Here is a 24,862-nt window from a genome sequence, read left to right as displayed (position 1 = left end):
ACATAAAGATATCTTTATATCAGTCAAGCGCCAAGGCATGGCTTTGCGTTTTGAAGGTGGTCCGCGAAAAGTCTCAGGTTTTCTCTGGGATCGACTGCACGACCGCATCGGCGCGGCAGTTTGCGGAAAATGCCACGTAAGGCGCTAACATCTTGTTGGCCTTAACTGCTCCTAAACCAGAAAATTGTTCCATTCTGTCAACAGCGCCGTCAGCGGGCTATGCTCTCGCGCAAGAGCGATTTTGTTCAAAGAGTATTGCGTACCGTGTCGACTTCCTGGCGTAGCGCCGTCCGAGCCATTGCCCTGGCCGCCCTGATCGCCCCGATGGTAGCAGCCTGCGCGACAGGTAGCTTCGGTCCCACTCTTAAACGCGCCGCCTTCACCTCCAGCGAATATGGCGTGGCCGTTTCGCCCCGCGTTTCCAACAATCCCAATCCACCAAGGGGCGGCGGCCGTTACCAGGTCGGCCAGCCCTATACGGTGCGCGGCAAGACCTATGTTCCGCAGCATGATCCCAGCTACGCGGCTTCCGGGTCCGCTTCCTGGTATGGCTCCGACTTCCACGGGCGCCGCACCGCAAATGGCGAAATCTTCTCGGCCAATGCCATCACCGCGGCACACCCGACCCTGCCGCTGCCCTCCTATGTCCGCGTCACCAACACCGACAACGGTCGTTCGCTGATAGTGCGCGTCAATGACCGCGGCCCTTATGTCTCGGGCCGTATCATCGACCTGTCCCACCGCGCGGCGGCGATGCTGGGCTATGTCAACAAGGGCTCCGCCAGCGTACATGTTGAATATGTCGGGCAGGCGCCGCTTGAAGGCGACGACACCCGGATGTTGGTCGCCAGCTACAATGGCCCTGCTGATTACGACAGCGGCCCGATCCGCGTCGCCAGTTCCGGGGGCGGGCAAAGCAATCGTAGCCTGGTGGGCATGACGACCAACTTCATCTCCGGGCTCTTTTCTTACGCCGACACCACCCCGCTCGAGGCTAACGCGGCCATTGGTTCCGCCCATGCCGCTGCCAACGCCATGGCTGCTGGCAATGCCGACCTGGCCGCATGGGCAGCCTCCGTCGATGCGGACGGTCGCGCAATCCGTATGGGGCTGGGCATTTATGCCGATCCAGCAAACGCTGCCGCGCTTGCCCAGCAATTTGCGATTCTGGGCGCAGTCACTGAAGAGGCGGTCACGGCCAATGGTCGTCCGGCCATAAAGCTAACGCTGACGCATCTCAAGCCCGGCGCGACAGAGCAGGATGCGTTCAATCTTGCGCGAGACCTTGGCCTGAATGACGCAATTCTCTATTAATTGCAAAGTCTGCGGCACGGGAGCGGTTCGTCGCCGGCGCTGAGACCCGAGGGAAATGCCCGTGAGAGTGCTGATCGCCATCGCCGCATTGCTGGTCTTTGCCGGATCGGTCGCCGCGCAGGCCGAGTTTGACACCAAAGCCAGTTTCGCTGTCCTGATGGACCACGAGTCCGGCACCGTCATTTTTCAGAAAGAGGCCGATGCCGCGCTGGAGCCGGCATCCATGGCCAAGCTGATGACCCTGGCCGTCGTGTTCAACGAAATCCGGGCCGGTCGCGTCAGCCTCGACGACGAGTTCTTCGTTTCTGAACACGCCTGGCGCACGGGTGGTGCTGCCTCAGGCGGCTCGACCATGTTCGCCGACCTCAATTCTCAGATCCGGGTCGAAGATCTGGTGCGCTCTGTCATCATCCAGTCCGGCAACGACGCCGCCATCGTTTTGGCCGAAGGAATAGCGGGATCGGAAAGTACCTTCGCGCTGATGATGAATGAGCTGGCGGCGGACATCGGCCTAACTGGTTCGCATTTCACCAATCCCGCAGGTCTGCCCGATCCTGACATGTATTCGAGCGCCCGCGACCTGGCCGAGCTTGGGCGCTACCTGATCCGCGAATTCCCTGAATATTACCATTACTTCTCCGAGCCCGAGATGGAATGGAACGGCATCAACCAGGCCAATCGCAATTCGCTGGTCGAAATGGGCATCGGCGTTGATGGCCTCAAGACTGGCCACACAGAGGCCGCTGGCTACGGCTCCGTCACCTCCACCGACCAGGGCGACCGTCGGCTTATCGCGGTCGTCCATGGCCTGACCTCGATGCGCGAACGGACCGAGGAAGCCCGCAAACTCTTGACCTGGGGCGCCCGCGCCTTTGAACGCTTTACCCCCTATGCCGCCGGGCAGGTGGTTGCTTTTGCCGATGTCTATGGCGGCGCCAACCCCCATGTCGGACTCATCGGCCGGGGCGAAATCGCTCTCTATCTGCCCCGCGGCTCACGCCAATGCCTCAGCGCCACCGTCAATTACGAAGCCCCGCTTTTGCCACCGGTCAACGAGGGCGACAAAATCGCCGAATTGCGTGTCTACTGCAACGACCAGCTTGTTCAGTCGGCCCCCCTCTATGCCGCCGAAAGCGTAGGGCAGGGCGACCTCGTGCGCCGCGCCACGGATGCGCTCAAGCAGCTCGCACTAGGCTGGCTCTGAGGAGGTCAGAAGAGCTACGCTCGAATGGCGGGGAGCCGGCCGCCGGTGCCTTCTCCCTTTTCCCACCGGGCAAGGTGGCCTAAAAGAAATCGGACCACGGAATCAGCTAGCCCATGCTTGAAGCGCCCAATCGACGCCCGGCCCGATTCATAACTTTTGAAGGCGGGGAAGGTGTCGGCAAATCCACCCAGGTGCGGCGTTTGCTGAATAATCTGGGCCATCACGCCATCGAGGCGGTTCGCACGCGCGAGCCTGGCGGCACGCCCAAGGCAGAGGCCATCCGCTCCTTCATCCTGCAGGGACGCTCCGAAGCCTGGGGCGCCGGGTCCGAAGCCGTTCTCTTTGCCGCGGCGCGCCTTGATCACGTCAATCAGCTTATCGCTCCCAATCTGGCAAAAGGCACCTGGGTCATCTCGGACCGCTTCTGTGACTCCACCCGCGCCTATCAGGGCCTGACCGGCGGCGTCGATGACCGACTGATTGACGCGCTTGAAAACCTGGCACTCGACGGCCACACGCCGGACCTCACCATTGTGTTGGACATGGACCCTGAAGTGGCCTTTCGCCGCGTTGAACAACGCGCCGTCGAAGATGGGCTCCAACTGACCGGCGACCGCTTCGAGAAGGAAGAACTTGGGTGGCACCAGCGCCTGCGGGAAAACTTCCTCGATATCGCCGGCAGGAACGCCGACCGCTGCGTCGTCATTTCCGCCGAGCAGGACGAGGAAAAGCTTGAGGCCGCCATCTGGGACGTCGTGAGCAAGCGCTTCCCCGAATTACAAGGGCCGATCGTCGCGTGACCGACCCGACAGCACTCCTGGATCTCCCACTGCCAGAACAGAGGCAGATCGCCATCGGTCATGACGCCGCACGCAGTGCAGTGCTTTCTCAGCTGGCTGACGGCCGCCTGCCGGGTGCAATTATGCTTCATGGGCCCCAGGGCATCGGCAAGGCCACTCTGGCCTTTGAGCTTGCGGCATCCATTCTCACAGCGACTGGCGACGAACCGCCACACCGCGTGCATGAACAGGTCGCTGCCCTGTCCCATCCCAACCTGTCGGTCCTTCGCCGCCGTCTCAAGGACAGCAAGGGCTATTACACTGTCATTCGCGTTGAAGATGTCCGCGATCTGCGCGAAGCGCTGCACCACACCCGCGGCCGGGCAGGGCATCGCATTGCCATTCTCGACAGTATTGATGACTGCAATCCCAATGCCGCCAATGCCTTGCTCAAGACCCTCGAAGAGCCGCCCGCCGATACGACCTTCTTCCTGATTTCACACCGGCCAGGCCAGTTGCTGCCCACCATTCGCTCGCGCTGCCACAACCTGGCCTTGCGGCCTCTGGTCGACGATCTCGTCACCAGCGTCGTCGCCTCTAGTATGCCGGACCTCGCCCCATCCGCGCTGGACCGCGCTATCGCACTCGCCGGGGGACGCCCCCGCCGCGCCTTCGAGACCCTGGCTTTAGCCGACAATTCGCCAGTTGGCGCGTTGCAGCTCTGGCTGCGCCAGCCTGAGGCCGCCCCTGTAGCAGCCGAACTCCAACTGGCCGACGCGCTCGGCAGCGACCCGCAGGGCGCCGACATGTCCTTCGCCCGGGAAATCCTCAATGATTGGCTAGCCACCGAGATGCGGGACGCGGCATTACAGCCAGGCGCACGCAGGCGGCTTGCCTCGGCAACCGAGCTATGGGAGAAGGCAGGCGCACTTCTGGGCGAAGCCGACAGCGTCAACCTCGATATGAAGCAGACGCTGGTGGTTATCTTTGACGCCATACGGAAGCATTGCGCCCTCATCGCCAATCCCGTCGAGCCAGCATGACCCCCAAGCCCTTTTACGTCACGACCGCGATCTCCTATCCCAACGGCGCCCCGCATATCGGTCACGCCTATGAGATGATCGCGACCGACGCTATCGCGCGCTGGAAGCGGCTTGAGGGCAGGGAAGTCTATTTCCTCACCGGCACGGACGAGCATGGCATCAAGATGGTGCAGACAGCGGCCAAGGAGGGCATTCCGGTACGCGAACTGGCAGATCGCAATGCCGGCGAATTCCGCAAGCTGGCAGCTGAACTTAATCTTTCCAACGACGACTTCATTCGCACCACCGAGCCACGCCATTATGAGGCGTCGCAGGCCATCTGGAAAAAGATGGCCGCCAGCCAGAATGGCGACATCTTCCAGTCCACATACAAGGGCTGGTACTCGGTCCGCGACGAAGCCTATTTCGATGAAGACGAGCTGACCGAGAAGAATGGCAAGCGCTTCGCGCCGTCGGGCGCCGAAGTCGAATGGGTCGAAGAGCCAACCTATTTCTTCCGTCTTTCAGCCTACCAGCAAAAGCTGCTCGACCTCTACGAAGCCAATCCCGACTTCATTGCACCCAAAGAGCGTCGTAATGAGATCATCTCCTTCGTCAAGAGCGGCCTCAAGGACCTCTCCATCTCTCGCACCACCTTTGAATGGGGCGTGCCGGTGCCGGATGCGCCCGGACATGTGATGTATGTCTGGGTTGATGCCCTGACCAATTATATTACGGGCCTAGGCTACCCGGACGAGCAGAGCGATCTGTTCAAAAAATTCTGGCCGGCTGACCTTCACGTTGTGGGTAAGGACATTATCCGTTTCCACACTGTCTATTGGCCCGCTTTCCTGATGAGCGCCGGCATCGAGGTGCAGCATCGAGTCTTCGCCCACGGCTTCCTGACCGTCGACGGCCAAAAGATGAGCAAGTCGCTGGGCAATGTCATTGACCCATTCGCGCTGGTCGACACCTTCGGCGCCGATGCCGTGCGCTATTTCTTTGCTCGCGAAGTTTCCTTCGGCAACGATGGCGACTACAGCCACGAAAAGCTGGTCAACCGCGTCAATGCCGACCTGGCCAACAATCTTGGCAATCTGGCGCAGCGCTCACTCTCGATGATCAACAAGAACTGCGACGCCAAGGTGCCCGAATTGGGGGCTCTGACCGACGCTGACAATGCGATCATCGCAGAAGTCACCGAGGCACTGGCCGAGGCCCAGAAAGCCATGGATCAGCAATTGATCCATGAGGCCACCGGCGCCATCATCGCAGCGCTGAGCTCGGCCAACAACTATTTCGCCGGCCAGGAGCCCTGGGCGTTGAAGAAGACCGATCCGGTCCGGATGGCGACTGTCCTCTACATCACGGCCGACACCGTCAGGCGCCTCGCCATCCCAATGCAGGCTTTCGTTCCGGCATCGGCCGCAAAGCTGCTCGATCAGCTTGCCGTTCCGGCAGAAAGTCGCGGGCTGGACGCCGCCGCCACGGTGAACGCACTCCAATCCGGCACGGAACTCCCGGTGCCGCAAGGCGTCTTCGCGCGCGTCGAAAAACCGGCCGAGTGACATGCTGATCGACAGTCATTGCCATCTCGATTTCGAGGCGCTGTCCGCCGATCTGGACGGCGTGATGGCGCGCGCCGCTGCTGCTGACGTCACCGGCATGGTGACGATATCCACAAGAGTGGAAAACTTTTCCACCTATGCTGGTCTTGCAGAACGTTTTCAGAACGTCTGGTGCTCGGTCGGCACTCATCCGCATAATGCGCATGAAGAGCTGCATATCGAAACGGATGATCTTGTCCGGCTAAGTGCCCATCCGCGCTGCGTTGCCATCGGTGAAGCCGGCCTTGATTATTTTTACGACAACGCCCCGCGCGACGCCCAGGCGACGGGCCTCAGGCGCCACATCGCTGCGGCGCGGATCACCGGTCTTCCACTGGTTATCCACAGCCGCCAGGCCGACGACGACATGGCCGCCATCCTTGAGGAAGAGACCGGGCAGGGTGCTTTCCCCTTCGTTCTCCACTGCTTCACTGCAGGCATGACCCTGGCGCAGCGCGCCCTGGCTCTTGGCGGCTACATCTCCTTCTCCGGCATCCTGACCTTCAAAAATGCCGTGGAAATTCAGGCCGTTGCCAAGGCCGTTCCCGCGGATCGCTACCTGGTCGAGACTGATGCGCCTTATCTGGCGCCGATCCCGCACCGTGGTCAGTCCAACGAGCCCAGTTTTGTGCGTCACACGGCGACGAAACTTGCCGAGATCCGTGGCATCTCGCTTGAGCAGCTAGGCGCCGAATCCACGGCCAATTTCGGCCGTCTATTCTCCAAAACCGGCGTGAGATAACGCCATGGCGCCGCCAGACCGGATCATCGCGACCATCTTGGGCTGCGGGTCCTCCGGCGGCGTGCCACGCATCGGCAATGAATGGGGTTCATGCGATCCGCATGAACCGCGCAACCGACGTCGACGCTGCTCGCTGCTGATCGAGGGCTGGCGCAATGGCGTCGAGGCACCCACGCGCGCACTTGTCGATACGGGCGCCGATCTGCGCGAACAGCTCCTCGCCGCCCAGGTCGATCGTGTCGACGCTGTGCTCTACACCCATGAACACGCCGACCACACGCACGGCATCGACGATCTGCGCGTCCTGGCACTCCACAATCGCCGCCGGGTCGATGTCTACTTTTCGTCCGCCTGCGGCGAACGCCTGCGCGAAGCCTTTGGCTATTGTTTCTCAACGCCGCCGGGCAGCAACTATCCACCCATCCTCAACGCCCACGAAGTCGCCGATGGCGATACGATTGCAGTCGATGGTCCAGGCGGCACTTTGGATATCCACGCCTTCGACCTGATCCACGGCGACATCAACGCCTTTGGCTACCGCATTGGTGGTTTGGCATATTGCTGCGATCTATCGGCCGTGCCAGCGAGCGCCCACGATGCGCTCAACGGCCTCGACACCTGGATCATCGATGCGCTGCGCCCGACGCCACATCCGAGCCATTTGAGCCTGCCGGAAACGCTGGAACTGATCGAACGTTTCGCGCCGCGCCAGTCGGTGCTGACCAATATGCACATCGACCTCGATTATCACGCCACCGACGCCGAAACGCCTCCCAACGTCACTCCGGCCTTCGACGGCATGCAGATCGACATCACCGCAGGGCGCATCCTCAACCGTTGACATCGGCAGCCAAAGCGTTGGCCGCGAACGCGGCATCCAGAACCATCGCAATCATTTCAGGGCTTCCCAGCCTCGGGCAACCCAAAAACCTAGCATTTTCAACAAATCCGAACTCACAAAAGTTCCATAATATATATTATGCGAAAAACGGATTGATGAAATTTGCTGGCGCTCGGCGCCGGTCGCTTCTCCCCCACGCTTTGCTATGGTGCGCAACAGCGATTCTGAGGACTTTCATTATGCAGCCATCCCGTGACATTTCCCGCCTCATCGAGATCATGGCGGCGCTCCGCAATCCCAACGGCGGCTGCCCATGGGATCTGGAACAGGATTTCCGCTCCATCCGCCACTACACCATCGAAGAAGCCTACGAAGTTGCCGACGCCATCGAGCGCAACGACTTTGGTGATCTGCGCGAGGAACTGGGCGACCTGTTGTTGCAGCCGATCTATCACGCCCAGATGGCCAGCGAGATCGGCGAATTCGACATTGGTGATGTCGTCATGGCCATCACCGAAAAGCTCATCCGCCGCCATCCGCATGTCTTTGGCGATGTCATTGCCGATGGCGCCGGCGACGCCCAGAACCGCTGGGAAGCCATCAAGGCCCGCGAACGTGCCGCCAAGGCCGAACGCAAGGGTGATACCGAGCCCTCCATTCTCAATGACGTACCCCAGGTACTGCCTGCCCTGGCCCGCGCCGAAAAGCTCACCAAGCGCGCCGCCAAGGTCGGGTTTGATTGGCCCGACCTGCCGGCCGTCCGCGCAAAGGTTGCTGAGGAACTGGCCGAAGTCGCCGAGGCCGAGAATGCCGGCGACGAAGCTGCCCTGCGCGAGGAAATCGGAGACCTGCTCTTTGCCGTCGCCAATCTCGCCCGCAAGGCCGGCGTTGATCCCGAAGCGGCATTGCGAGACGCCAATTCCAAATTCACCCGCCGCTTCCACTATGTCGAAGCCCGTTGCCGCGAGGACGGTATCGAGGCGTCATCGGCCGGCCTCGACCGGCTGGACGGCTATTGGAACGAAATCCGCGCCCAGGATAAGTCCAAGGCCTAAAGATCGGACAGCGCGATGCGACCGTTGAACCGCTCGAGAAACGCCGTCTTGTGACGCGGGTCGACGCGCACCACGAAGTCCGACCCCAACTCGGTCGGCTCGCTCCGCGAGATCACCTCGGCATTGCTGTGCAGCCAGCCGATGTCACTGCCGGCGCTATGCGGCACATGCACGTGATAGGTCCGGCTTTGCTCGCCCAGCGCCTGCTCAATCCTGAGCTTTAGCGCCTCGAGGCCCTGCCCGGTGTGCGCCGAAACTGGCATGGTGGCCAGCACCTTGCCCATCGGTGCCGCACTCGCCAAAGCAAGTCCCGGCTCTTCGAGCAGGTCGATCTTGTTCCACACCTCGATGATCGGCGTCTCTTCTGCAGAAACGCCAAGTTCTTCAAGCACTTCGAGCACGTCCTGAGCCTGCCCAGCGTGGTCGGGATTGGCAATATCGCGCACATGGAGAATGATATCGGCGTCGACCACCTCTTCCAGTGTGGCGCGGAACGCTGCCACCAGGTCGTGCGGCAGGTCGGCAACAAAGCCCACCGTGTCACTCAACATCACCTCGCGCCCGTGCGGCAGTTCGATTTTGCGCACGGTGGTGTCCAGCGTCGCGAACAGAAGGTTTTCGGCAAACACCCCTGCCCCGGTCAACGTGTTGAAAATACTAGACTTTCCGGCGTTCGTGTAGCCCACCAGCGCCACCACGGGTATCAGGGCCTTGGTGCGTTGCCGCCGCTGTTGCTCGCGGGTTTTCCGAACCTTGTCGAGCCGATCTTCGAGCAGCACGATGCGGTCGGTAATCTGCCGGCGGTCGCTTTCGATCTGGGTTTCGCCCGGGCCGCCCATGAAGCCCGTACCGCCGCTGCCGCGCTGGCGTTCCAGGTGGGTCCACGAGCGCACGAGGCGCCCCTTCTGATAGTTGAGATGGGCCAGTTCCACCTGCAACACGCCTTCGCGTGTCGCCGCGCGCTCACCAAAAATCTCCAGGATGAGCGCAGTGCGGTCCAGCACCTTGGTGCCGGTCTCGCGTTCCAGGTTGCGCTGCTGGATCGGTGTCAGCGCCGCGTCGACCAGCAAAAGCTCGATATCTTCGGCCTTTACTTTTTCAGCCAGCGTCGCCACGTGACCAGCGCCCAAATAGGTGGCGGGCTTGACGTCGCGCACCTTCACCACATCGGAAAATACGATGTCGAGGCGAATGGCGCCTGCAAGGCCTTCAAATTCGGCCTGCCGCGCTTCGATGCTGTGATAGGACGACTTCCCCTTGACGTCTGGACACACCAGTCCCGTTCGCGTCGGCAGTTCCTGCCGATCGATATAGCGCTTCGGGCCGCCCGAATGGGCGTCCTGCTCGTCGTCAAAATCGTCCATATATGGGGTCAGTCGTGGTCTGTATTCTGCTCGGGGTCAAACAGCTGGATTGGCGCGCCGGGCATAATGGTTGAGATGGCGTGCTTATAAACCAGTTGCGACTGCGCGTCACGACGCAACAGCAGGCAGAAATTGTCGAACCAGGTGATGACACCCTGCAACTTGACACCGTTGACCAGGAAAATGGTCACTGGAACTTTTTGCTTACGAACGTGGTTGAGGAAGGAATCCTGCAGGTTTTGCTGCTTTTCGCTAGCCATTTGAGGCCTCTTTGCCGCGGCTTTATTGTCGCTGTTGTTTCCGCAAAAACTTGCGTCCTGGCCCTGATGGACTACCGCACAGCCCCCAAAGCCAGAATTATCATATATTAGGCACTATGGCACACAAGCGCCCAACTGCCTACCCGCCCTCATTGCATGGCAGAGAGGCATTTTCATAGTTTTTTCAGAGCCCCAGTGACTTTATCTTGCGGTGCAGCGCGCTACGCTCCATGCCCACAAATTCAGCCGTCTTGGAAATGTTCCCGCCAAAGCGTTCAATCTGCGCCAGCAGATACTGCCGCTCGAACACTTCTCGTGCGTCTCGCAATGGCAGGCTCATCAGATGCGCCGAGGCATCGGTGTCGCCCACCGTGGGCAGCACTTCGCCAATGTCCGAGGGCAGCATCGTGGCGGTAATAACCCCATTCTCCGGCTGCTGGTCTTTCATCAGAATAAGCAGGCGTTCCAGCGAATTGCGCAGTTGCCGCGCATTGCCTGGCCAATCCTGCGCCTGCAATACCGCCATCGCATCATCGCCAATAACCAGCCGCTGCAAATTATGCATGCGGCAGACCTGCTCGATAAACACAGAAACCAGCGGCGGCACGTCTTCCCGGCGCTCGCGCAGTGGCGTCAGCGGCAAGGGAACGATCGACAGCCGGTGGAACAGGTCCGAGCGGAACTCACCCGCCTCGACCTGGGCCGCCACATTCTGCGAACTGGACGAAATAATTCGCACGTCGATGGGCACCGCCTGGCTGCCGCCAACCCGGTTGAACCGGTTTTCGACCAGCGTGCGCAACAGGGTCGTCTGCACCTGCTGCGGTAGCGTGGTGACCTCCGAGAGGTAAAGTGTGCCGCCGTGGGCGCGCTCCAATGCCCCCACTTCGACCTTGAGCAGTCCGCTTTTGTCGCGCGCCTCGCGCCCAAACAGCACCACCGGCACCTCATCAGGGGCGTAGAGCGAGGCGTTAATCTCGACAAACGGCGCATTGGCACGCGGGCTGCGCTGATGGATTTGCCGTGCCACCAAACCCTTGCCGGCGCCCGACGGCCCGGACACAAATATGCGCGAATTAGTCGGCGCGGACTTCTCGATAACCGCGCGGATTTGCTGAAGCGCTGGCGATGTGCCGACCATCTCGGCGCTCTTGCTGGGCGAACGTTCCTTGAGTTCGGCAACCTCGTTGCGCAGGCGCGTCGCTTCCATAGCGCGCTGCGTCACATGCAACAGCCGGTCGATCTTGAAGGGCTTCTCGATATAGTCATAGGCGCCACGCCGGATGGCCGACACCGCCGTCTCAACATTGCCATGCCCCGAGATCATCACCACTGGCATGTCCGGGTGTTGGTTCTGGAACACATCGAGCAATTGCAGCCCGTCAAGACGCGAACCCTGCATCCAGATGTCGAGAAACACCAGGCTCGGTCGCCGCCGGGCTATTTCATTAAGCCCGCTATCGGCGTCATGAGCCTGTCGGGCCTCGTAGCCTTCGTCTTCGAGAATCCCCGCGATCAGGTCGCGGATGTCATCCTCGTCATCAATAATCAAAATGTCTAAAGCCATTTATTTCTGAACAACCGCAGACAACTGCGGCTCCTCCTCTTGGACAGGGTCTTCATCCGCCGGGGCGGCTTCTGTCTCGATGGTGCTCATTGCAGGCGAATGCAAAGGAAGCGTGAAGGTCACGCACGCCCCCACCCTGCCCTGTGGATCGGGTTCGGCATCGATCAACTCGACGATGCCCCCGTGTTGCTCGATAATGCGGGCGACAATGGCCAGCCCCAAGCCCGTGCCCTTTTCGCGCGTCGTCATATAGGGCTCAAGCAGTCTTTGCCGATTATCCGGGGGCCAGCCTTTCCCATTGTCGGACACCGATACCCGGGCGTGATTGCCCTCGATATGGGCCTCCACGGTGATCGTGGGCTGCCATTCCGCCGAAAGAGGAAGTCCCTCAAACGCCTCGACCGCATTCTTGATCAGATTGGTCAGGGACTGCGAAACCAAGCGCCCATCAAACCAAGCCACAATCGCCTCTTCGGGCAGCAGGGTCACGATATTGACCTCGGGCAACCGCACGCTTTCAAGGAAAACGGCCTGCCTGATCGTGTCGCTCAGGTCGCCGGTCTCGGGCGCGGATTCCGGCATGCGGGCAAACGCCGAAAACTCATCGACCATGCGCCCGATATCGCCGACCTGCCGCACAATGGTATTGATACACTTGTCAAAGACCTCGCGGTCGTCCTCGAGCTTGCCGCCATAGCGCCGACGTAGCCGCTCGGCCGATAGCTGGATTGGCGTCAGCGGATTCTTGATTTCATGGGCAATGCGCCGCGCCACGTCCGCCCAAGCGCTTGTGCGCTGCGCTGATTCGAGGTCGGTAATGTCATCGAAGGTCAGCACATAGCCCTTTGATTCAGTAATCGAACCCTCGCGTGTCAGTTGCACCTGATAGATGCGGCGGTCGGTTTCATTGCCGAGCTGGATCTGGTCGCGCACCTGGCCGCGCCGCGCTGACTTTGCCTTTTCAAGCGTCGCCCCGACTTCGGGCATGATCTTGTCGAGCTGCTCGCCCATGAGTTCAATTTCAGTCCGCCCCAGCATTTCGCAGGCCCGAGCATTCACCAGTGTCACCGCGCCAAAGGGATCAAGGCCGATAATCCCGGCCGAAACACCCTCCACCACCGCTTCCGTAAACTGCCGGCGCTTCTCGTTGACCTCATTGGCTTTCAGCAGGTCAAGTCTCTGCGTCTTGAGCTGTTGGGTCATACTGTTGAACCCGTTCGACAGATCGCGCAGGTCCCCGCGTCCCTCCTGCACCGGCACTTGAACATCGAGATCGCCGGCACTCACTCGGCGCGAGGCAATCATAAGGTTTCGGATCGGGTCAACGAAGCGGTTGGCGAGGGCAATGCCGACCCATAGGGCTGCCAGCAACAGCACCACTGCAAGTCCGACATACATGATGGTGAAGGTGATCTGGAACACCAGGCGGCTCGACGCATATTCACGATATTCCGTTATATTTTCGTCGGTTAGCCGCATATATTCGAGCACTTCGGCATCGACTGGCCGCGCCACGAATAAGAAGGTGTCGTCATAACCGCGCAGCTTGATCACCGAGCCGACGAACTGCGTCGCGCCAGGCGCAATGGGAGTCGGTATGCCCTCCACCACCCCGTCGGTCACCCCTGCCGGCAGCTTCGGGAACGACCCCGCGACATTGATCTGGGCCCGCATTAGCGTTTCGCCAGCCGGATCGATCAGAGAGGTAAAGGGCAGCGAGCGCGTTACCGCCAGGGCCGTCAGGATGCGCTCGAAGCGCTCCGGCTCATTCTCATAGGTGGCGCGCGCCTGCTCTAGCTCGGACGCCACCCAGATAATATCGTCGCGCAACACCTGTGCATGCTCGAGCATGTAGGAGCGCGCAACAAGGCGCGAACTCTCCACCATGGCCCGGGTGCGTTCCGAGAACCACTGATCCAGTCCCTGGTTAAGCGAGATGGTCGCAACGATGGCAACCAGCACGGCGGGCACGGCGGCCACGAAGGCAAACATCGCCACCATACGCACCTGCAGGCCTGCGCCGGGCACGCCGCGCAGGCGCGCCTGAAACAGCAACACCGCCTCAGTCACCACCAGCGCGATCACCAGCAGAACCAGCAGCCCGGTGACAACCCAGATCACCGTCCAGATGGCGGGCGAAGGCTCTATCGTCGTAATGCCCGATAGGATCAGGAACGACACCGACGACATCAGCACTGAGGCCGAGACGATCAGGAAACCCAGGACGCGCAGCGACTGGTTCTGCCGGATGCGCGAAAGAGCCCGACCACCGGACCGGGATTCGGCCACAGCATCGTCCCGTTGCACATCGCTGGCTGAGACCAAATCGGCCATATACCGCCCAGTTTCCTTCGCTTCGTTGACTTGACCCGGCGCCATTTCGGACTGCCGGTCGCCCTCATCTAGGTGCAATGCCAACGTGAATGCGAAGCCTGACCCAATTCAGCCGACCCTTCAAGACAATTGTTGCCAAAATGTGACACTCAGCCCCGGCCGGCTACGCCCCTAAAAACGCTCCAGTGGAGCGTTTTTAGGGGCTGAGGCCATGAGAGCTGTGCTCGAATGGCACCTGGGGGGGCGAGGAGAAAGCGGTCCGGTGGACCGATTTCCGCCATGGAGGCGATCAGGCCTATGCTCGAATGGCGTGAAGGCTCCGACCCAGTTCCTCAGGAACATTGGGTGAAATCAGCCAAGCAGCCCGCCCCTACGCGCCCCGACGGCTATGCTTGACGATCTCAATGCTATGCGTCCGGATTTTCTTGCGCAGCGTATTGCGATTGAGCCCCAGGAGGTCGGCGGCTTTGATCTGGTTGCCACCGCAGGCGTTCAGCGCCATGGCAATCAACGGCGCCTCGACCTTGTCGATCACCCGCTGATACATCCCCGCTGGCGGCAGGTTGGGTTCAAATTCGCGCAGCAGCTGGCCCACATGGGTTTCCACCGCCATGGAAATGTCCATCGGCCCCGAGGCTGCGTTCGCAGATGGCCGATCGACAATGTTGAGTTCGTTCTGAACGATTTCCGCGGAGATTTGCTCGTCGGCATAAAGCGCCGACAGCCGACGCACCAGGTTTTCCAGTTCTCGGATATTGCCCGGCCAATTGTAATTCTGCATAAGGCGGATGGCGTCAGGCGATATCGTCTTCGACGGCTCGCCCTCGCGCTGCGCCAGGCGCAGGAAGTGCTGCACCAGATCGGTAATGTCGTCGATGCGCTCGCGCAGCGGCGGCAGGCGGATTGGCACCACATTGAGGCGGTAGTAAAGATCCTCGCGGAACAGACCCTGCCGGATCATCTGGCTGAGGTCACGGTGTGTGGCGGCGACGATACGCACATTGGTCTTGATGGCGCTTCGGCCACCCACCATCGTGTATTCGCCTTCCTGCAGCACGCGCAGCAGACGCGTCTGGGCGTCCATCGGCATATCACCGATTTCGTCGAGGAACAGCGTACCGCCTTCGGCCTGCTCGAACCGGCCTGACGAGCGCGTATTGGCGCCGGTAAAGGCCCCCTTCTCGTGCCCGAACAGTTCCGCTTCGATCAGGTCGCGCGGGATCGCGGCCATATTGATGGCCACGAACGGGCCATTGCGGCGCTTGCCGAAGTCATGCAGCGCTCGGGCGACAAGCTCCTTGCCGGTGCCGCTTTCGCCGGTGATCATCACTGTCAGGTCGGTCTGCATCAGCCGCGCCAGTGCGCGATAGATGTCCTGCATGGCGGTGGAGCGGCCCACCAGCGGCATGGTTTCGCCCGGCTCCTCCGCCTTGCGTTCGGCATTGGTCGGCTTCTTGGCGTCAGCCAGAGCGCGCGCCACCACCGAGAGCACTTCGGTGATGTCGAACGGCTTGGGCAGATATTCATAGGCGCCCACTTCCGAGGCTCGGATGGCCGTCATGAACGTGTTCTGGGCGCTCATCACGATCATCGGCAGCTCGGGGCGAAGCTTCTTGATCTTGGGCATCACCTCGAAGGCATTGCCATCGGGCATGGCGACGTCGGTGATCAGGATGTCTCCTTCCCCGCGGCTGACCCAGTTCCACATTGTCGAGATATTGCCTGTCGGCCGCACCTCATATCCCGCCCGCGTCAGGGCCTGGTTAAGCACCATGCGGATTGCGGCATCGTCATCGGCAAGCAGAACGACATGGCTCATATGGACGAACCCTCTTCGTCGGCAGGAGTTTGGAATACACCGCTGGCCACAGGCAGCAGGATACGGAAACGGGTGCGCCCGGGTCGGCTGTCGCAGTCGATCACGCCGCCATGGTCACCCACGATCTTTGCCACCAACGCCAGTCCCAGGCCCGAGCCGTTGGTCTTGGTGGTCACAAACGGATCGAACAGGAACGGCAGAATATCGGCCGGCACACCCGGTCCATTGTCCTCGATGACAATTTCGAGCGGCAGCGAGATACGCTCGGCCACGCCGGCGACGCTGATGCGAATGCCCGGACGGAATGCCGTCGTCAGCTTAATTTCGGGTTTCTGTGTCCTTTCAAGCGCTTCCGAGGCGTTCTTGATCAGATTTAGGAAAATTTGAATAAGCTGGTCGCGATTGCCAAACACCGGAGGCAGCGATGGATCATATTCCTCACTGAACGTAATGCCCCGTGCCACGCCATTGCGCGCCAGCAGCTTCACTCGGTCGAGAACAATGTGAATATTGATCGGCTCGCGCTCCAGTGGACGCTCGTCGCCAAACACTTCCACCCGGTCGATCAGCCCCACGATCCGGTCGGTTTCCTCGCGGATCAGCCGCGCCAGCGGCACTTCTTCGGACGGAACCGATTGCTCAAGCAATTGCGCGGCACCGCGAATGCCGGACAGCGGGTTCTTGATTTCATGGGCCAGCATCGAGGCCAGGCCTGTCACCGAGCGTGCTGCCCCGCGCGACACCATCTGCCGGTCGATCTTGTCGGCCATGGTGCGCTCCTGGATCAACATCGCCACCCGCCCGTCGGTGTCGGAAATCGGGCTGGCAAAGACGTCGGCAATGCGTTCGTCGCCGAACCGCGATGAGCCGACCCGCACTCGGTACTCGGTCATCGGCGCCCGCCGTTGCACCACGGTTTCCACCAGCGAAATGATGGGAGACCCAAAGGCGATGAGATCGTCCAGTGACTGCCGCGTCAGCACGCTCAACGACGCGCCAAAGAACGCCTCGGCGGCGTAATTGACGAACTGGATGCGCCGCGCCTCGTCGAGCACGAGAATGGGTTGCGGCAAAGCCTGCAAAACCGCCCGCGCTGGCACCGAGTCCAAGTCCATCAGCACTGCACTGCTCACGCCGCAGTCCTCCACTCACCGGAAAACAGGGTGCCGATCAAAGCCAGCACCTCTTTTGTGTTGTCATTGTCGAGCAGCGTCTTGCGCGTCGGCTTGTCGAGTGCCAGCCCGGCGGCCTCGGCATACCAGTCCAGATGCTTGCGCGCCGCGCGTGAACCGACTTCGCGGCCATAGTCCAGCAGCATCTCTTCATAGTGAAGCTGCACCAGTTCGATCAGTTCTGCGCCCAAGGGCGCGGGCTCAACCTCTTCGCCGGCCAATGCCGCACCAATCTGTCCAACGCGCCAGGGCTGCCCCTGCGCGCCACGCCCCAGCATGACGGCTGCGGCCCCCGATTCTTTCAGTGCTTGTCGAGCACTGGCGAGATCGACAATGTCGCCATTGACCACCACCGGTACATCGACGGCATCGACCACGCCGCGCACCAGTGACCAGCGAGCCGTACCCTTGTAGAATTGCTGCCGGGTGCGACCATGAACGGTGATCATCTGCGCCCCGGCACTGACCGCCAATTGCGCAATCTGCGCCGCATTGAGGCTGTCGTCGTCCCAACCGAGCCGCATCTTGACCGTTACGGGCTTGTTGGTGGCTCCCGCGACGGCTTCGACAATGCTTAGTGCCTGGTCCGGCACCCGCATCAGCGCCGAGCCAGCATAGCCATTGGTCACCCGCTTGGCGGGGCAACCGAAATTGATGTCGATGATATCGGCGCCCGCCGCCTCGGCGATCCGCGCGCCCTCGGCCATCCACTGTGGCTCGCAACCGGCGAGCTGCACCATATGCGGCAGATGTCCGGCGCGCGTCAGCTTGCGCACCATGCCTTCATGACCGGTGGTCAGGGCGGAGCTGGCAACCATTTCGGATACGACCATGCCGGCGCCAAAGCGTTCGGCAATATCGCGAAACGGTCGATCGGTTATGCCCGCCATCGGCGCCAGAAAGGCACGATTGCGAATGGCATGCCCTCCGATGCTCAATGCACAGGCACTGTCTTCCAAAGAGTTGCCCCAGAAATGTTCAATTTGGCAATGGTGCCCGCACAATAATCATTTTCATTGGGCGCGCAACCGCTTCGCACTGTCGCAGCGCCGGATATCAGCCCCGCTCTTGCCGCATGGCGGGGCGGCGGCTAGACCGTAAGCGACGACGACAGTTTCGGATCGAAGTGCCTATATCGCCATGCGTTCAAAATCCATAGCTGTCATCATTGTCGCCGCCGGCAAAGGCGAGCGCGCCGGGGCTGGAGGCGCCACTGATCCCAAGCAATATCGCCTGGTTGCCGGACAGCCAGTGCTATCCCGCACCATTGCTGCCTTCCTGTCCCTCCCGGCGATCACTCATGTGGTTCCGGTCATCCATGCCGATCACGCCGAGCGCTATTCGGCTCTCGGTCTGGCGGACGCGCGGCTCATGCCCGCGGTTCATGGCGGCGCCACGCGCCAAAGCTCGGTCCTGGAAGGCCTGAAGGCCCTGGGCCCCCTCCGTCCTGACCGGGTCCTGATCCACGATGCGGCGCGGCCCTTTGCCTCGCTCGAGTTGATCACGCGCGTCACCACGGCCCTTGACCAGCACGATGGCGCCCTGCCCACCTTGCCGGTGACCGACACTATCAAGCGCTCGCTCGACGGTGATCTGGTTGCCACCACAGAAGACCGGCGCCAGCTCTTTGCCGCGCAAACCCCTCAGGGATTTCGCTTCGGCCAGATTTTCTCGGCCCATATGCGCGCCGGCACCGTTCGGCGCGAATTCACCGATGACGCCGAGATTGCCGAATGGGCCGGACTTCGCGTCGCCATGGTCGAGGGCGAGCGCAACAACATCAAGATCACCCACCCCGAAGATTTCATCCGAGCGGAGCGCATCGTCATGGCAGACACGGGGTTCGAGACCCGCATTGGCACTGGCTATGATGTCCACCCCTTTGCTCCGGGTGATGCTGTCTGGCTCTGCGGCGTCAAAATCCCGCACAGCGCCAAATTGCATGGCCACTCGGATGCCGATGTGGCGCTTCATGCCCTCACCGACGCCATCCTGGGCGCCATCGGCGAAGGCGATATCGGCGTGCATTTTCCGCCCAGCGACAATCAGTGGAAGGGCGCAGCTTCCACCATCTTCCTGCGTCACGCAGGCACCCTTGTGGCCGCCCGTGGCGGGCGTATTGTCAATCTCGACGTGACAATCGTTGCGGAAGCTCCCAGGATTGCCACGCACGCCCCTGCCATGTGCGCTGTCATTGCCGAGACTCTCGGCATTTCGGCCAGCCGCGTGGCGGTCAAGGCAACAACCAATGAAAAGCTCGGGTTCATCGGGCGGGAGGAAGGCATCGTGGCTATGGCGAGTGCAAGCGTGGAACTTCCGAGGGTCGATTGAATGGCAAGCAAGGCAAAACCCTCTGCGGGCAAGCAGATCATCGACATCCTGGCTGAGCGTGGCCAGACCCTGGTGACCGCCGAGAGCTGCACGGGCGGCATGATCGCATCGGCCCTCACCGACATCCCCGGTGCCTCGGCGGCTATTTATGGCGGCTACATCACCTATGCCAATTCGGCAAAATCCCGCATGATTCAGGTGCAGCCTCGCCTCATCGGCGACTATGGCGCCGTCAGTAACCAAGTCGCCCGTGCCATGGCCGATGGCGCTCGCAACACCGCCCGCGTCGATTTCGCCGTGGCGGCAACCGGCATTGCCGGGCCCGATGGCGGCACGGAAAAAAAGCCGGTTGGGCTCGTCTATGTGGCGGTTTCGTCAGAACTGGCCACTGTCGTCATTGAACACAACTTTGGCGATATCGGCCGCGACGGCATCCGTAAGGCCACCGTTGATGCGGCGCTGGACCTGGTGCTGCAGGTGCTTTCGAGCAATCCGCCTGGCCCCTGAGCGGGAGGGCAATTCTCTCCAGTGGAGAGATCTGAGGCGAGAAGGCCACACGCGCTACGCGCGTATGGCCAGCACCCAGAGACGGTTTGCGTTTCGTCTCTTACCTATCCTTTGGGGCGGCCGCTTGGTCTACCGGCGTTTCGGCATGGCATAGTGCGGAAAGATTTTTGAAATCAGTCCCCAAACCGCCGGTCCGCTTCGTCGCAGAAGGCACGCATGATTTCCTCCTGCTTGGCGGCAAAGGCCGGTTCGGCCACGGCCGCGATCAGCAGATTGGAAATTTTGAAGTCGATCTCGAAGCGTACGCGCGTGCCCTGCCCTTCGGGTTCGAAACTCCAGACCGAGTCGAGATAGGCAAAGGGACCGTCCACGGCCTTGGCGCGGATGGTGCGCGCTACAGGATCAAGCGTCACACGGCTGGTATACGCTTGAGTAATCGGGCCGAAGGAAATGGTCATGCGTGCAAGCCGCACATCCTTGCTGCCCGAAGCAGGATCAGGGCGAACCTGCATGGCCTGACAATTGGGCACAAAGCGCGGATAGTCGTTGAGATCGGAGACAATCTCGTACATCCGCTCCGGTAGGTGCGGCACATGTCGTTCGTAAAAACGCTTCATCCTGGATCAGTGCCCGAGCTTGGCCATGCGGTTGGCCCTGAGGCGCGCGAAATCCTCACCGGCATGATGCGATGAACGGGTGAGCGGGCTCGAAGAGACGAGCAGGAAGCCCTTGGCGGTCGCCACCGTCGCGAAGGACTTGAACTCTTCGGGCGTCACAAAACGCTGCAGCGGATAGTGCTTCTTGGTAGGCTGCAGATATTGCCCGATGGTCAGGAAATCGACCTCGGCCGACCGCAGGTCGTCCATGAGCTGAAGCACTTCATTGCGCTCTTCCCCCAGGCCCACCATGATACCGGACTTGGTGAATATGGAGGGGTCAAGCTCCTTGACCCGCTGCAAAAGCCGGATCGAGTGGAAATAGCGCGCGCCGGGACGCACCTTCAAATATTTCGATGGCACCGTTTCGAGGTTGTGGTTGAACACGTCCGGCTTGGCCGCCACGACGATTTCAAGGGCACCGTCCTTGCGCAGGAAGTCCGGCGTGAGGATTTCGATGGTCGTCCTGGGGTTGCGGGCACGGATGGCCAGGATCACGTCGGCGAAGTGCTGCGCGCCACCATCGGCAAGGTCGTCGCGGTCCACCGAGGTGATGACGACATGTTCTAGGCCGAGTTTTTCGACCCCGATCGCGACGTTCTCAGGCTCGTTCGGATCGAGGGCCGTTGGCAGACCCGTGCGCACGTTGCAGAAGGCGCAGGCGCGGGTGCAGATCTCGCCCATGATCATCATGGTCGCGTGCTTCTTGCTCCAGCACTCGCCGATATTGGGGCAGCCCGCTTCCTCGCAGACGGTGACGAGATTGTTCTCGCGCACGATCTTTTGCGTTTCATTGTAAACCGGAGACCCCGGCGCCTTGACGCGGATCCAGTCGGGCTTACGCAGCACAGTGCTGTCGGGCCGGTTGGCCTTTTCCGGGTGGCGCGGCTTGGCCGCATTATCGATGAGCGTGACCATGTCAGTCCTGACTGGGAACCAGTGTTTCCCGGCGAAGTGGGGATCGTTTCGCCGTCTGGAAACACGTCCACATATAGATTGCCCCTATATCGCCTCCCTGGGAGGCCGGTTCAAGCCGACCTTGGTGCTGGGCCGCCATGCGGCGGCGTCTCAGCCCAGCACTTCCTTCATATCCACCCAATCGCCGTTGCGCGAGGCGGAAAGGATCGTTGCTTGCACCAGCGCAAGCGAGCCAAGATTATCTTGGCCCGAACTGAAACCACGAGGCACTTGCCCCCCCGTCAACACCTCGGCAATGGCGTTGAGCGTGCCGGTCCGGTCGGGGAATTTCACCTTGTCGAGCTTGACCTTCTCCCGCTTGCCGTCGAGCGGCTGCAGCGTCATCACATCGGGGCCCGCCTTGTCGCGGAAATGGTCGCGCGAACTCCAGGCGATCTGCCCTTCGGCCCCATCCATCACCCATTCGCCGGCCCAAGGCGTCACTGGACCCGAATTCATCCAGCTGGCGCGGTAGGAGACGACGGTACCCTTGGAGAATTCGATGGTCGCCACTCCACTCGGATCAAAGCGGAACGGGCTGCCTGGTGGGTTCCAGGTGCGGCAGGAAAGCCGGACCGGCTCATCCCCGAGCACAAAACGCATCAGGTCGAAATGATGGATCGACATATCCGCCAGCAGCGGATCCGGCATATCCCAATAGCGATAGCCCTGGCTTGGGCCATGACGGCGAAAATCGATGGAAACCATGTTGAGCGCGCCGAACTTGCCATCGGCAATCAGTTGCGCCGCCGCGATTGGCGCGGGCTGATGGCGATAGTTCTGGCTGACCATGAGCACCCTGCCCTGCGCCTGGGCGAGTTCCACCAGTTCCTTGCCCTGGGCAATCGTGGTGGTGAAGGGCTTCTCCACCAGCACATTGTACCCCAGTTCAAGGCAACGCTTGACCACTGGATAATGCGCCTCTGTCCGCAGGGTGCAGAGCGCCAGCGTCGCATCGGTGTGGTTCGCCGCGTCTTCAAGGCTGGCGAAACAAAGCTTCGGATCAATCCCGAGCTCGGTTTGGACCCGCTGGCTGGCATCTGGATTGGTATCCACATAGCCCACCATCTCGACAGTGGGAACTTTGGGGATAACATCCTTGGACCAGCTGAAGCCCCAGTGTCCCAGCCCGATCTGGATTGCCTTGACCATGTGGATAACTCCTTTGGTTGTACGCTCCGCGTCGGCGCCGAGCACCGCCTGATCATCAAATATTCAGCGCGCGCCCATAAGCATCGAGCACGCTTTCCTTCATCGTCTCGCTCAGCGTCGGATGCGGGAATATCGTGTGGATCAGCTCTTCCTCGGTGGTTTCAAGGTTCATCGCCACCACAAAGCCCTGGATCAGTTCGGTCACTTCCGCACCGACCATATGCGCCCCGAGCAACTCACCGGTCTTGGCGTCAAAAATCGTCTTCACCAGGCCATCGGGTTCGCCCAGCGCAATCGCCTTGCCATTGCCCACGAAGGGGAAACGCCCGACCTTGATCTCGCGCCCGGCTTCCTTGGCCTTGGCTTCGGTCAGACCAACACTGGCCACCTGCGGCTCGCAATAGGTGCAGCCCGGAACTTTGGTCTTGTCGAGACCATGGACCTTGAGACCAGCGATCTTTTCAACGGTGATGACCGCCTCATGCTCGGCCTTGTGCGCCAGCATTGGCGGGCCCGCCACATCGCCAATGGCCCAGATGCCCTCAATATTGGTCTTGCCGTAACCATCGATGACAATCGCGCCGCGCTCGGTCTTCACACCGACCGTCTCGAGCCCCAGCCCTTCGATATTGCACTGCACGCCGACCGCCGAGATCAGCTTGTCGCCGGCAATCTGCTGGCTCTTGCCGTCTTTGGTCTCAACATGCGCGATCACGCCGTCCTTGGTCTTTTCAACCTTGGCGACCTTGGCCTCGGTGAGGAACTTGATGCCGCGCTTCTCCAGCCGCTTGCGAGCCAGCCCCGAAATCTCTGCGTCCTCGACCGGCAGGATCTGCGGCAGCAGCTCGATGACGGTCACTTCAGCACCCATCGAGCGATAGAAGGAGGCGAATTCGACGCCGATGGCGCCCGAACCCATGACCACCAGCGACTTGGGCATTTCGGCCGGCTTCAACGCCTCGAAATAGGTCCAGATCTTATCGCCATCCGGCTCGATGCCCGGCAGCACGCGCGGCCGGGCGCCAGTGGCGATGATGATGTTCTTGGCCCTGTAGGTCCCCTCACCCAGCGCATTCTTGGGCACGGGCCCCTGCGGCTGGACAATCGGCTTCTTGCTGGGCGCGACCTTGACTTCGCCCGGCTTGGTGATGGTGGCCTCGCCCCAGATGATGTCGACCTTGTTCTTCTTCATCAGGAACTGCACGCCATTATTCATCTGCGCCGCAATGGCGCGCGAACGCTTGACGATGCCGTCGAGATCGAAGCCGAATTTTTCTGCGGTCAGCCCATAGTCCTTGGCATGGCCCATGTGGCCATAGATTTCGGCCGAACGCAGCAGCGCCTTGGTCGGGATACAGCCCCAGTTGGAACAGATGCCGGCCATATGTTCGCGCTCGACAATGGCCACCTTCATGCCCAGTTGCGCGCCACGGATGGCAGCAACATAGCCGCCTGGGCCGGCGCCGATGACGAGAAGATCGTATTGGTCAGCCATGAGGGCCTCCAGAATTATGCGGGGTCAGAGACCCAGGATTTTCGAGACGAGCGGCACCAGCCCCTCGCCGATAGCACGTGTATTGGCCGGGTCGAGATGCACACCGTCGCGCGCATCGGCTTTGGCGACCGTGGCGGCATCGAAAAAGGCGACCCCGGTTTCCTCGGCATGGCGGCGATAGTGCCGGGCAAAGTCCTGCGACTCGCGGATGAGGTGATCGAGCCCGCCAAAATTGCTCAGCATATTCTCATTGCTCGTCTCGACCACATGCGGCGGCGACACGAGGAGAATTTGCGGCACAGCTTCGCCCACACCGGCAAAATGCGCGCGCGTCATTTCGATCAGCCGACGGGCACCGCGCGCGGCATAGGCGGCAGATCCGGCGACAAACGGCTTGAGATCATTGGTGCCGAGAAAGATGATGACCAGATCGAGCGGCGCATGGCTGGCCAATAGCGTCGGCAGAATGCGCGCGCCATTACGGTCTGCCGCCGCCGTCCAGTCGTCATAGGCGGTGGCGCGACCGCCAAGGCCCTCTGCAATCACCCGGGCCTTGCCACCAAGCCCCTGCTCCAACACCGTTGGCCAGCGATCCTCGAAGGCGTGGCGAGGCCCGCCGCCGGGGTCCGCGCCATAGGTCAGGCTGTCGCCATAGGCGAGAATGGTCTTCATCGCCAAGGCTCC

22 protein-coding genes are annotated in these 24,862 nt (G+C 61.2%); 10 read left to right on the top strand and 12 right to left on the bottom strand.

Annotated elements, in window-relative coordinates; genetic code table 11:
* The first annotated feature begins 264 nt into the window (after window positions 1-264).
* The 8 genes from NIM87_RS18520 (at window position 265) to mazG (ending at window position 8,564) form a co-directional block, all read left to right on the top strand.
* Window positions 265-1,314 carry a septal ring lytic transglycosylase RlpA family protein gene (locus NIM87_RS18520; protein WP_332017496.1) on the top strand — a complete coding sequence of 350 codons (1,050 nt, stop codon included), beginning with the start codon at window positions 265-267 and terminating at the stop codon, window positions 1,312-1,314.
* A gap of 61 nt (window positions 1,315-1,375) precedes the next feature.
* Window positions 1,376-2,518: a D-alanyl-D-alanine carboxypeptidase family protein gene (locus NIM87_RS01905; RefSeq protein WP_254672935.1), complete on the top strand. Its 1,143-nt coding sequence runs from the start codon at window positions 1,376-1,378 to the stop codon at window positions 2,516-2,518.
* A 113-nt stretch (window positions 2,519-2,631) separates the two neighbouring features.
* Window positions 2,632-3,318 (top strand): dTMP kinase, encoded by a 687-nt coding sequence (gene tmk, locus NIM87_RS01900; protein ID WP_254672934.1) that lies wholly within the window; start codon window positions 2,632-2,634, stop codon window positions 3,316-3,318.
* The gene (locus tag NIM87_RS01895) at window positions 3,315-4,340 is read left to right on the top strand and encodes an AAA family ATPase (protein ID WP_254677725.1); all 1,026 of its coding nucleotides are present in this window, start codon (window positions 3,315-3,317) and stop codon (window positions 4,338-4,340) included. Before tmk ends, NIM87_RS01895 begins: the two co-directional genes overlap by 4 nt.
* The gene (metG, locus tag NIM87_RS01890) at window positions 4,337-5,887 is read left to right on the top strand and encodes a methionine--tRNA ligase (RefSeq protein WP_254672932.1); all 1,551 of its coding nucleotides are present in this window, start codon (window positions 4,337-4,339) and stop codon (window positions 5,885-5,887) included. Before NIM87_RS01895 ends, metG begins: the two co-directional genes overlap by 4 nt.
* Before the next feature lies 1 nt (window position 5,888).
* A complete protein-coding gene (locus NIM87_RS01885; RefSeq protein ID WP_254672931.1) occupies window positions 5,889-6,668 on the top strand; it encodes a TatD family hydrolase in 780 nt (259 codons plus the stop codon).
* Between the two features lie 4 nt (window positions 6,669-6,672).
* Complete coding sequence (locus NIM87_RS01880) at window positions 6,673-7,509, top strand: MBL fold metallo-hydrolase (RefSeq protein ID WP_254672930.1); 837 nt, start codon at window positions 6,673-6,675, stop codon at window positions 7,507-7,509.
* Window positions 7,510-7,748: 239 nt separating this feature from the next.
* A complete protein-coding gene (gene mazG, locus NIM87_RS01875; RefSeq protein WP_254672929.1) occupies window positions 7,749-8,564 on the top strand; it encodes a nucleoside triphosphate pyrophosphohydrolase in 816 nt (271 codons plus the stop codon).
* Here the strand turns inward: mazG and hflX are convergent.
* The 7 genes from hflX to dusB form a co-directional block, all read right to left on the bottom strand.
* Window positions 8,561-9,928, bottom strand: coding sequence for a GTPase HflX (gene hflX, locus NIM87_RS01870; RefSeq protein WP_254672928.1), 1,368 nt, complete (start codon window positions 9,926-9,928; stop codon window positions 8,561-8,563). The two genes, mazG and hflX, sit on opposite strands and share 4 nt — an antisense overlap.
* Window positions 9,929-9,936: 8 nt before the next feature.
* Entirely contained in the window at window positions 9,937-10,188 is a 252-nt protein-coding gene (gene hfq, locus NIM87_RS01865; protein WP_220306999.1) for an RNA chaperone Hfq, read from the bottom strand.
* A gap of 184 nt (window positions 10,189-10,372) precedes the next feature.
* Window positions 10,373-11,755: a nitrogen assimilation response regulator NtrX gene (ntrX, locus tag NIM87_RS01860; RefSeq protein ID WP_254672927.1), complete on the bottom strand. Its 1,383-nt coding sequence runs from the start codon at window positions 11,753-11,755 to the stop codon at window positions 10,373-10,375.
* Entirely contained in the window at window positions 11,756-14,089 is a 2,334-nt protein-coding gene (locus NIM87_RS01855) for a sensor histidine kinase (RefSeq protein ID WP_254672926.1), read from the bottom strand.
* A 370-nt stretch (window positions 14,090-14,459) separates the two neighbouring features.
* Complete coding sequence (ntrC, locus tag NIM87_RS01850; protein ID WP_254672925.1) at window positions 14,460-15,908, bottom strand: nitrogen regulation protein NR(I); 1,449 nt, start codon at window positions 15,906-15,908, stop codon at window positions 14,460-14,462.
* The gene (locus tag NIM87_RS01845) at window positions 15,905-17,023 is read right to left on the bottom strand and encodes a two-component system sensor histidine kinase NtrB (protein ID WP_254673301.1); all 1,119 of its coding nucleotides are present in this window, start codon (window positions 17,021-17,023) and stop codon (window positions 15,905-15,907) included. The genes ntrC and NIM87_RS01845 overlap by 4 nt, the downstream gene beginning before the upstream one ends.
* 14 nt (window positions 17,024-17,037) lie before the next feature.
* A complete protein-coding gene (dusB, locus tag NIM87_RS01840) occupies window positions 17,038-18,018 on the bottom strand; it encodes a tRNA dihydrouridine synthase DusB (RefSeq protein WP_254672924.1) in 981 nt (326 codons plus the stop codon).
* A gap of 202 nt (window positions 18,019-18,220) precedes the next feature.
* Between dusB and NIM87_RS01835 the strand changes: the two genes are divergently transcribed.
* A complete protein-coding gene (locus NIM87_RS01835; RefSeq protein WP_254672923.1) occupies window positions 18,221-19,411 on the top strand; it encodes a bifunctional 2-C-methyl-D-erythritol 4-phosphate cytidylyltransferase/2-C-methyl-D-erythritol 2,4-cyclodiphosphate synthase in 1,191 nt (396 codons plus the stop codon).
* Window positions 19,412-19,918: a CinA family protein gene (locus NIM87_RS01830; RefSeq protein WP_254672922.1), complete on the top strand. Its 507-nt coding sequence runs from the start codon at window positions 19,412-19,414 to the stop codon at window positions 19,916-19,918.
* 173 nt (window positions 19,919-20,091) lie between these two features.
* Here NIM87_RS01830 and NIM87_RS01825 read toward each other — a convergent pair whose 3' ends face one another.
* The 5 genes from NIM87_RS01825 to NIM87_RS01805 all read right to left on the bottom strand — a co-directional run bounded on the left by NIM87_RS01825 (window position 20,092) and on the right by NIM87_RS01805 (window position 24,850).
* The gene (locus tag NIM87_RS01825) at window positions 20,092-20,535 is read right to left on the bottom strand and encodes a type II toxin-antitoxin system RatA family toxin (protein ID WP_254672921.1); all 444 of its coding nucleotides are present in this window, start codon (window positions 20,533-20,535) and stop codon (window positions 20,092-20,094) included.
* Window positions 20,536-20,541: 6 nt separating this feature from the next.
* Entirely contained in the window at window positions 20,542-21,492 is a 951-nt protein-coding gene (lipA, locus tag NIM87_RS01820) for a lipoyl synthase (protein WP_254672920.1), read from the bottom strand.
* 150 nt (window positions 21,493-21,642) lie between these two features.
* Window positions 21,643-22,683, bottom strand: a complete 1,041-nt coding sequence (locus tag NIM87_RS01815; RefSeq protein ID WP_254672919.1) for a Gfo/Idh/MocA family protein — start codon at window positions 22,681-22,683, stop codon at window positions 21,643-21,645.
* 55 nt (window positions 22,684-22,738) lie between these two features.
* Window positions 22,739-24,178 carry a dihydrolipoyl dehydrogenase gene (gene lpdA / locus NIM87_RS01810; RefSeq protein ID WP_254672918.1) on the bottom strand — a complete coding sequence of 480 codons (1,440 nt, stop codon included), beginning with the start codon at window positions 24,176-24,178 and terminating at the stop codon, window positions 22,739-22,741.
* A gap of 24 nt (window positions 24,179-24,202) precedes the next feature.
* Window positions 24,203-24,850: an SGNH/GDSL hydrolase family protein gene (locus tag NIM87_RS01805; RefSeq protein ID WP_254672917.1), complete on the bottom strand. Its 648-nt coding sequence runs from the start codon at window positions 24,848-24,850 to the stop codon at window positions 24,203-24,205.
* Between the last annotated feature and the right edge of the window lie 12 nt (window positions 24,851-24,862).

Source organism: Devosia ureilytica (genome assembly GCF_024273195.1).
GTDB lineage: Bacteria > Pseudomonadota > Alphaproteobacteria > Rhizobiales > Devosiaceae > Devosia > Devosia ureilytica.
Note: the sequence above shows the minus strand (reverse complement) of the source record. Positions and strands in the feature narration are given on the sequence as shown.

Bases quoted from the DNA above. Each gene is read 5' to 3' on its own strand.
- tmk (WP_254672934.1), top strand. From the start codon at position 2,632: ATGCTTGAAGCGCCCAATCGACGCCCGGCCCGATTCATAACTTTTGAA.
- metG (WP_254672932.1), top strand. From the start codon at position 4,337: ATGACCCCCAAGCCCTTTTACGTCACGACCGCGATCTCCTATCCCAAC.
- NIM87_RS01885 (WP_254672931.1), top strand. From the start codon at position 5,889: ATGCTGATCGACAGTCATTGCCATCTCGATTTCGAGGCGCTGTCCGCC.
- NIM87_RS01880 (WP_254672930.1), top strand. From the start codon at position 6,673: ATGGCGCCGCCAGACCGGATCATCGCGACCATCTTGGGCTGCGGGTCC.
- mazG (WP_254672929.1), top strand. From the start codon at position 7,749: ATGCAGCCATCCCGTGACATTTCCCGCCTCATCGAGATCATGGCGGCG.
- hflX (WP_254672928.1), bottom strand. From the start codon at position 9,928: ATGGACGATTTTGACGACGAGCAGGACGCCCATTCGGGCGGCCCGAAG.
- hfq (WP_220306999.1), bottom strand. From the start codon at position 10,188: ATGGCTAGCGAAAAGCAGCAAAACCTGCAGGATTCCTTCCTCAACCAC.
- ntrX (WP_254672927.1), bottom strand. From the start codon at position 11,755: ATGGCTTTAGACATTTTGATTATTGATGACGAGGATGACATCCGCGAC.
- NIM87_RS01855 (WP_254672926.1), bottom strand. From the start codon at position 14,089: ATGGCCGATTTGGTCTCAGCCAGCGATGTGCAACGGGACGATGCTGTG.
- ntrC (WP_254672925.1), bottom strand. From the start codon at position 15,908: ATGAGCCATGTCGTTCTGCTTGCCGATGACGATGCCGCAATCCGCATG.
- NIM87_RS01845 (WP_254673301.1), bottom strand. From the start codon at position 17,023: ATGGACTTGGACTCGGTGCCAGCGCGGGCGGTTTTGCAGGCTTTGCCG.
- NIM87_RS01835 (WP_254672923.1), top strand. From the start codon at position 18,221: ATGCGTTCAAAATCCATAGCTGTCATCATTGTCGCCGCCGGCAAAGGC.
- NIM87_RS01830 (WP_254672922.1), top strand. From the start codon at position 19,412: ATGGCAAGCAAGGCAAAACCCTCTGCGGGCAAGCAGATCATCGACATC.
- NIM87_RS01825 (WP_254672921.1), bottom strand. From the start codon at position 20,535: ATGAAGCGTTTTTACGAACGACATGTGCCGCACCTACCGGAGCGGATG.
- lipA (WP_254672920.1), bottom strand. From the start codon at position 21,492: ATGGTCACGCTCATCGATAATGCGGCCAAGCCGCGCCACCCGGAAAAG.
- NIM87_RS01815 (WP_254672919.1), bottom strand. From the start codon at position 22,683: ATGGTCAAGGCAATCCAGATCGGGCTGGGACACTGGGGCTTCAGCTGG.
- lpdA (WP_254672918.1), bottom strand. From the start codon at position 24,178: ATGGCTGACCAATACGATCTTCTCGTCATCGGCGCCGGCCCAGGCGGC.
- NIM87_RS01805 (WP_254672917.1), bottom strand. From the start codon at position 24,850: ATGAAGACCATTCTCGCCTATGGCGACAGCCTGACCTATGGCGCGGAC.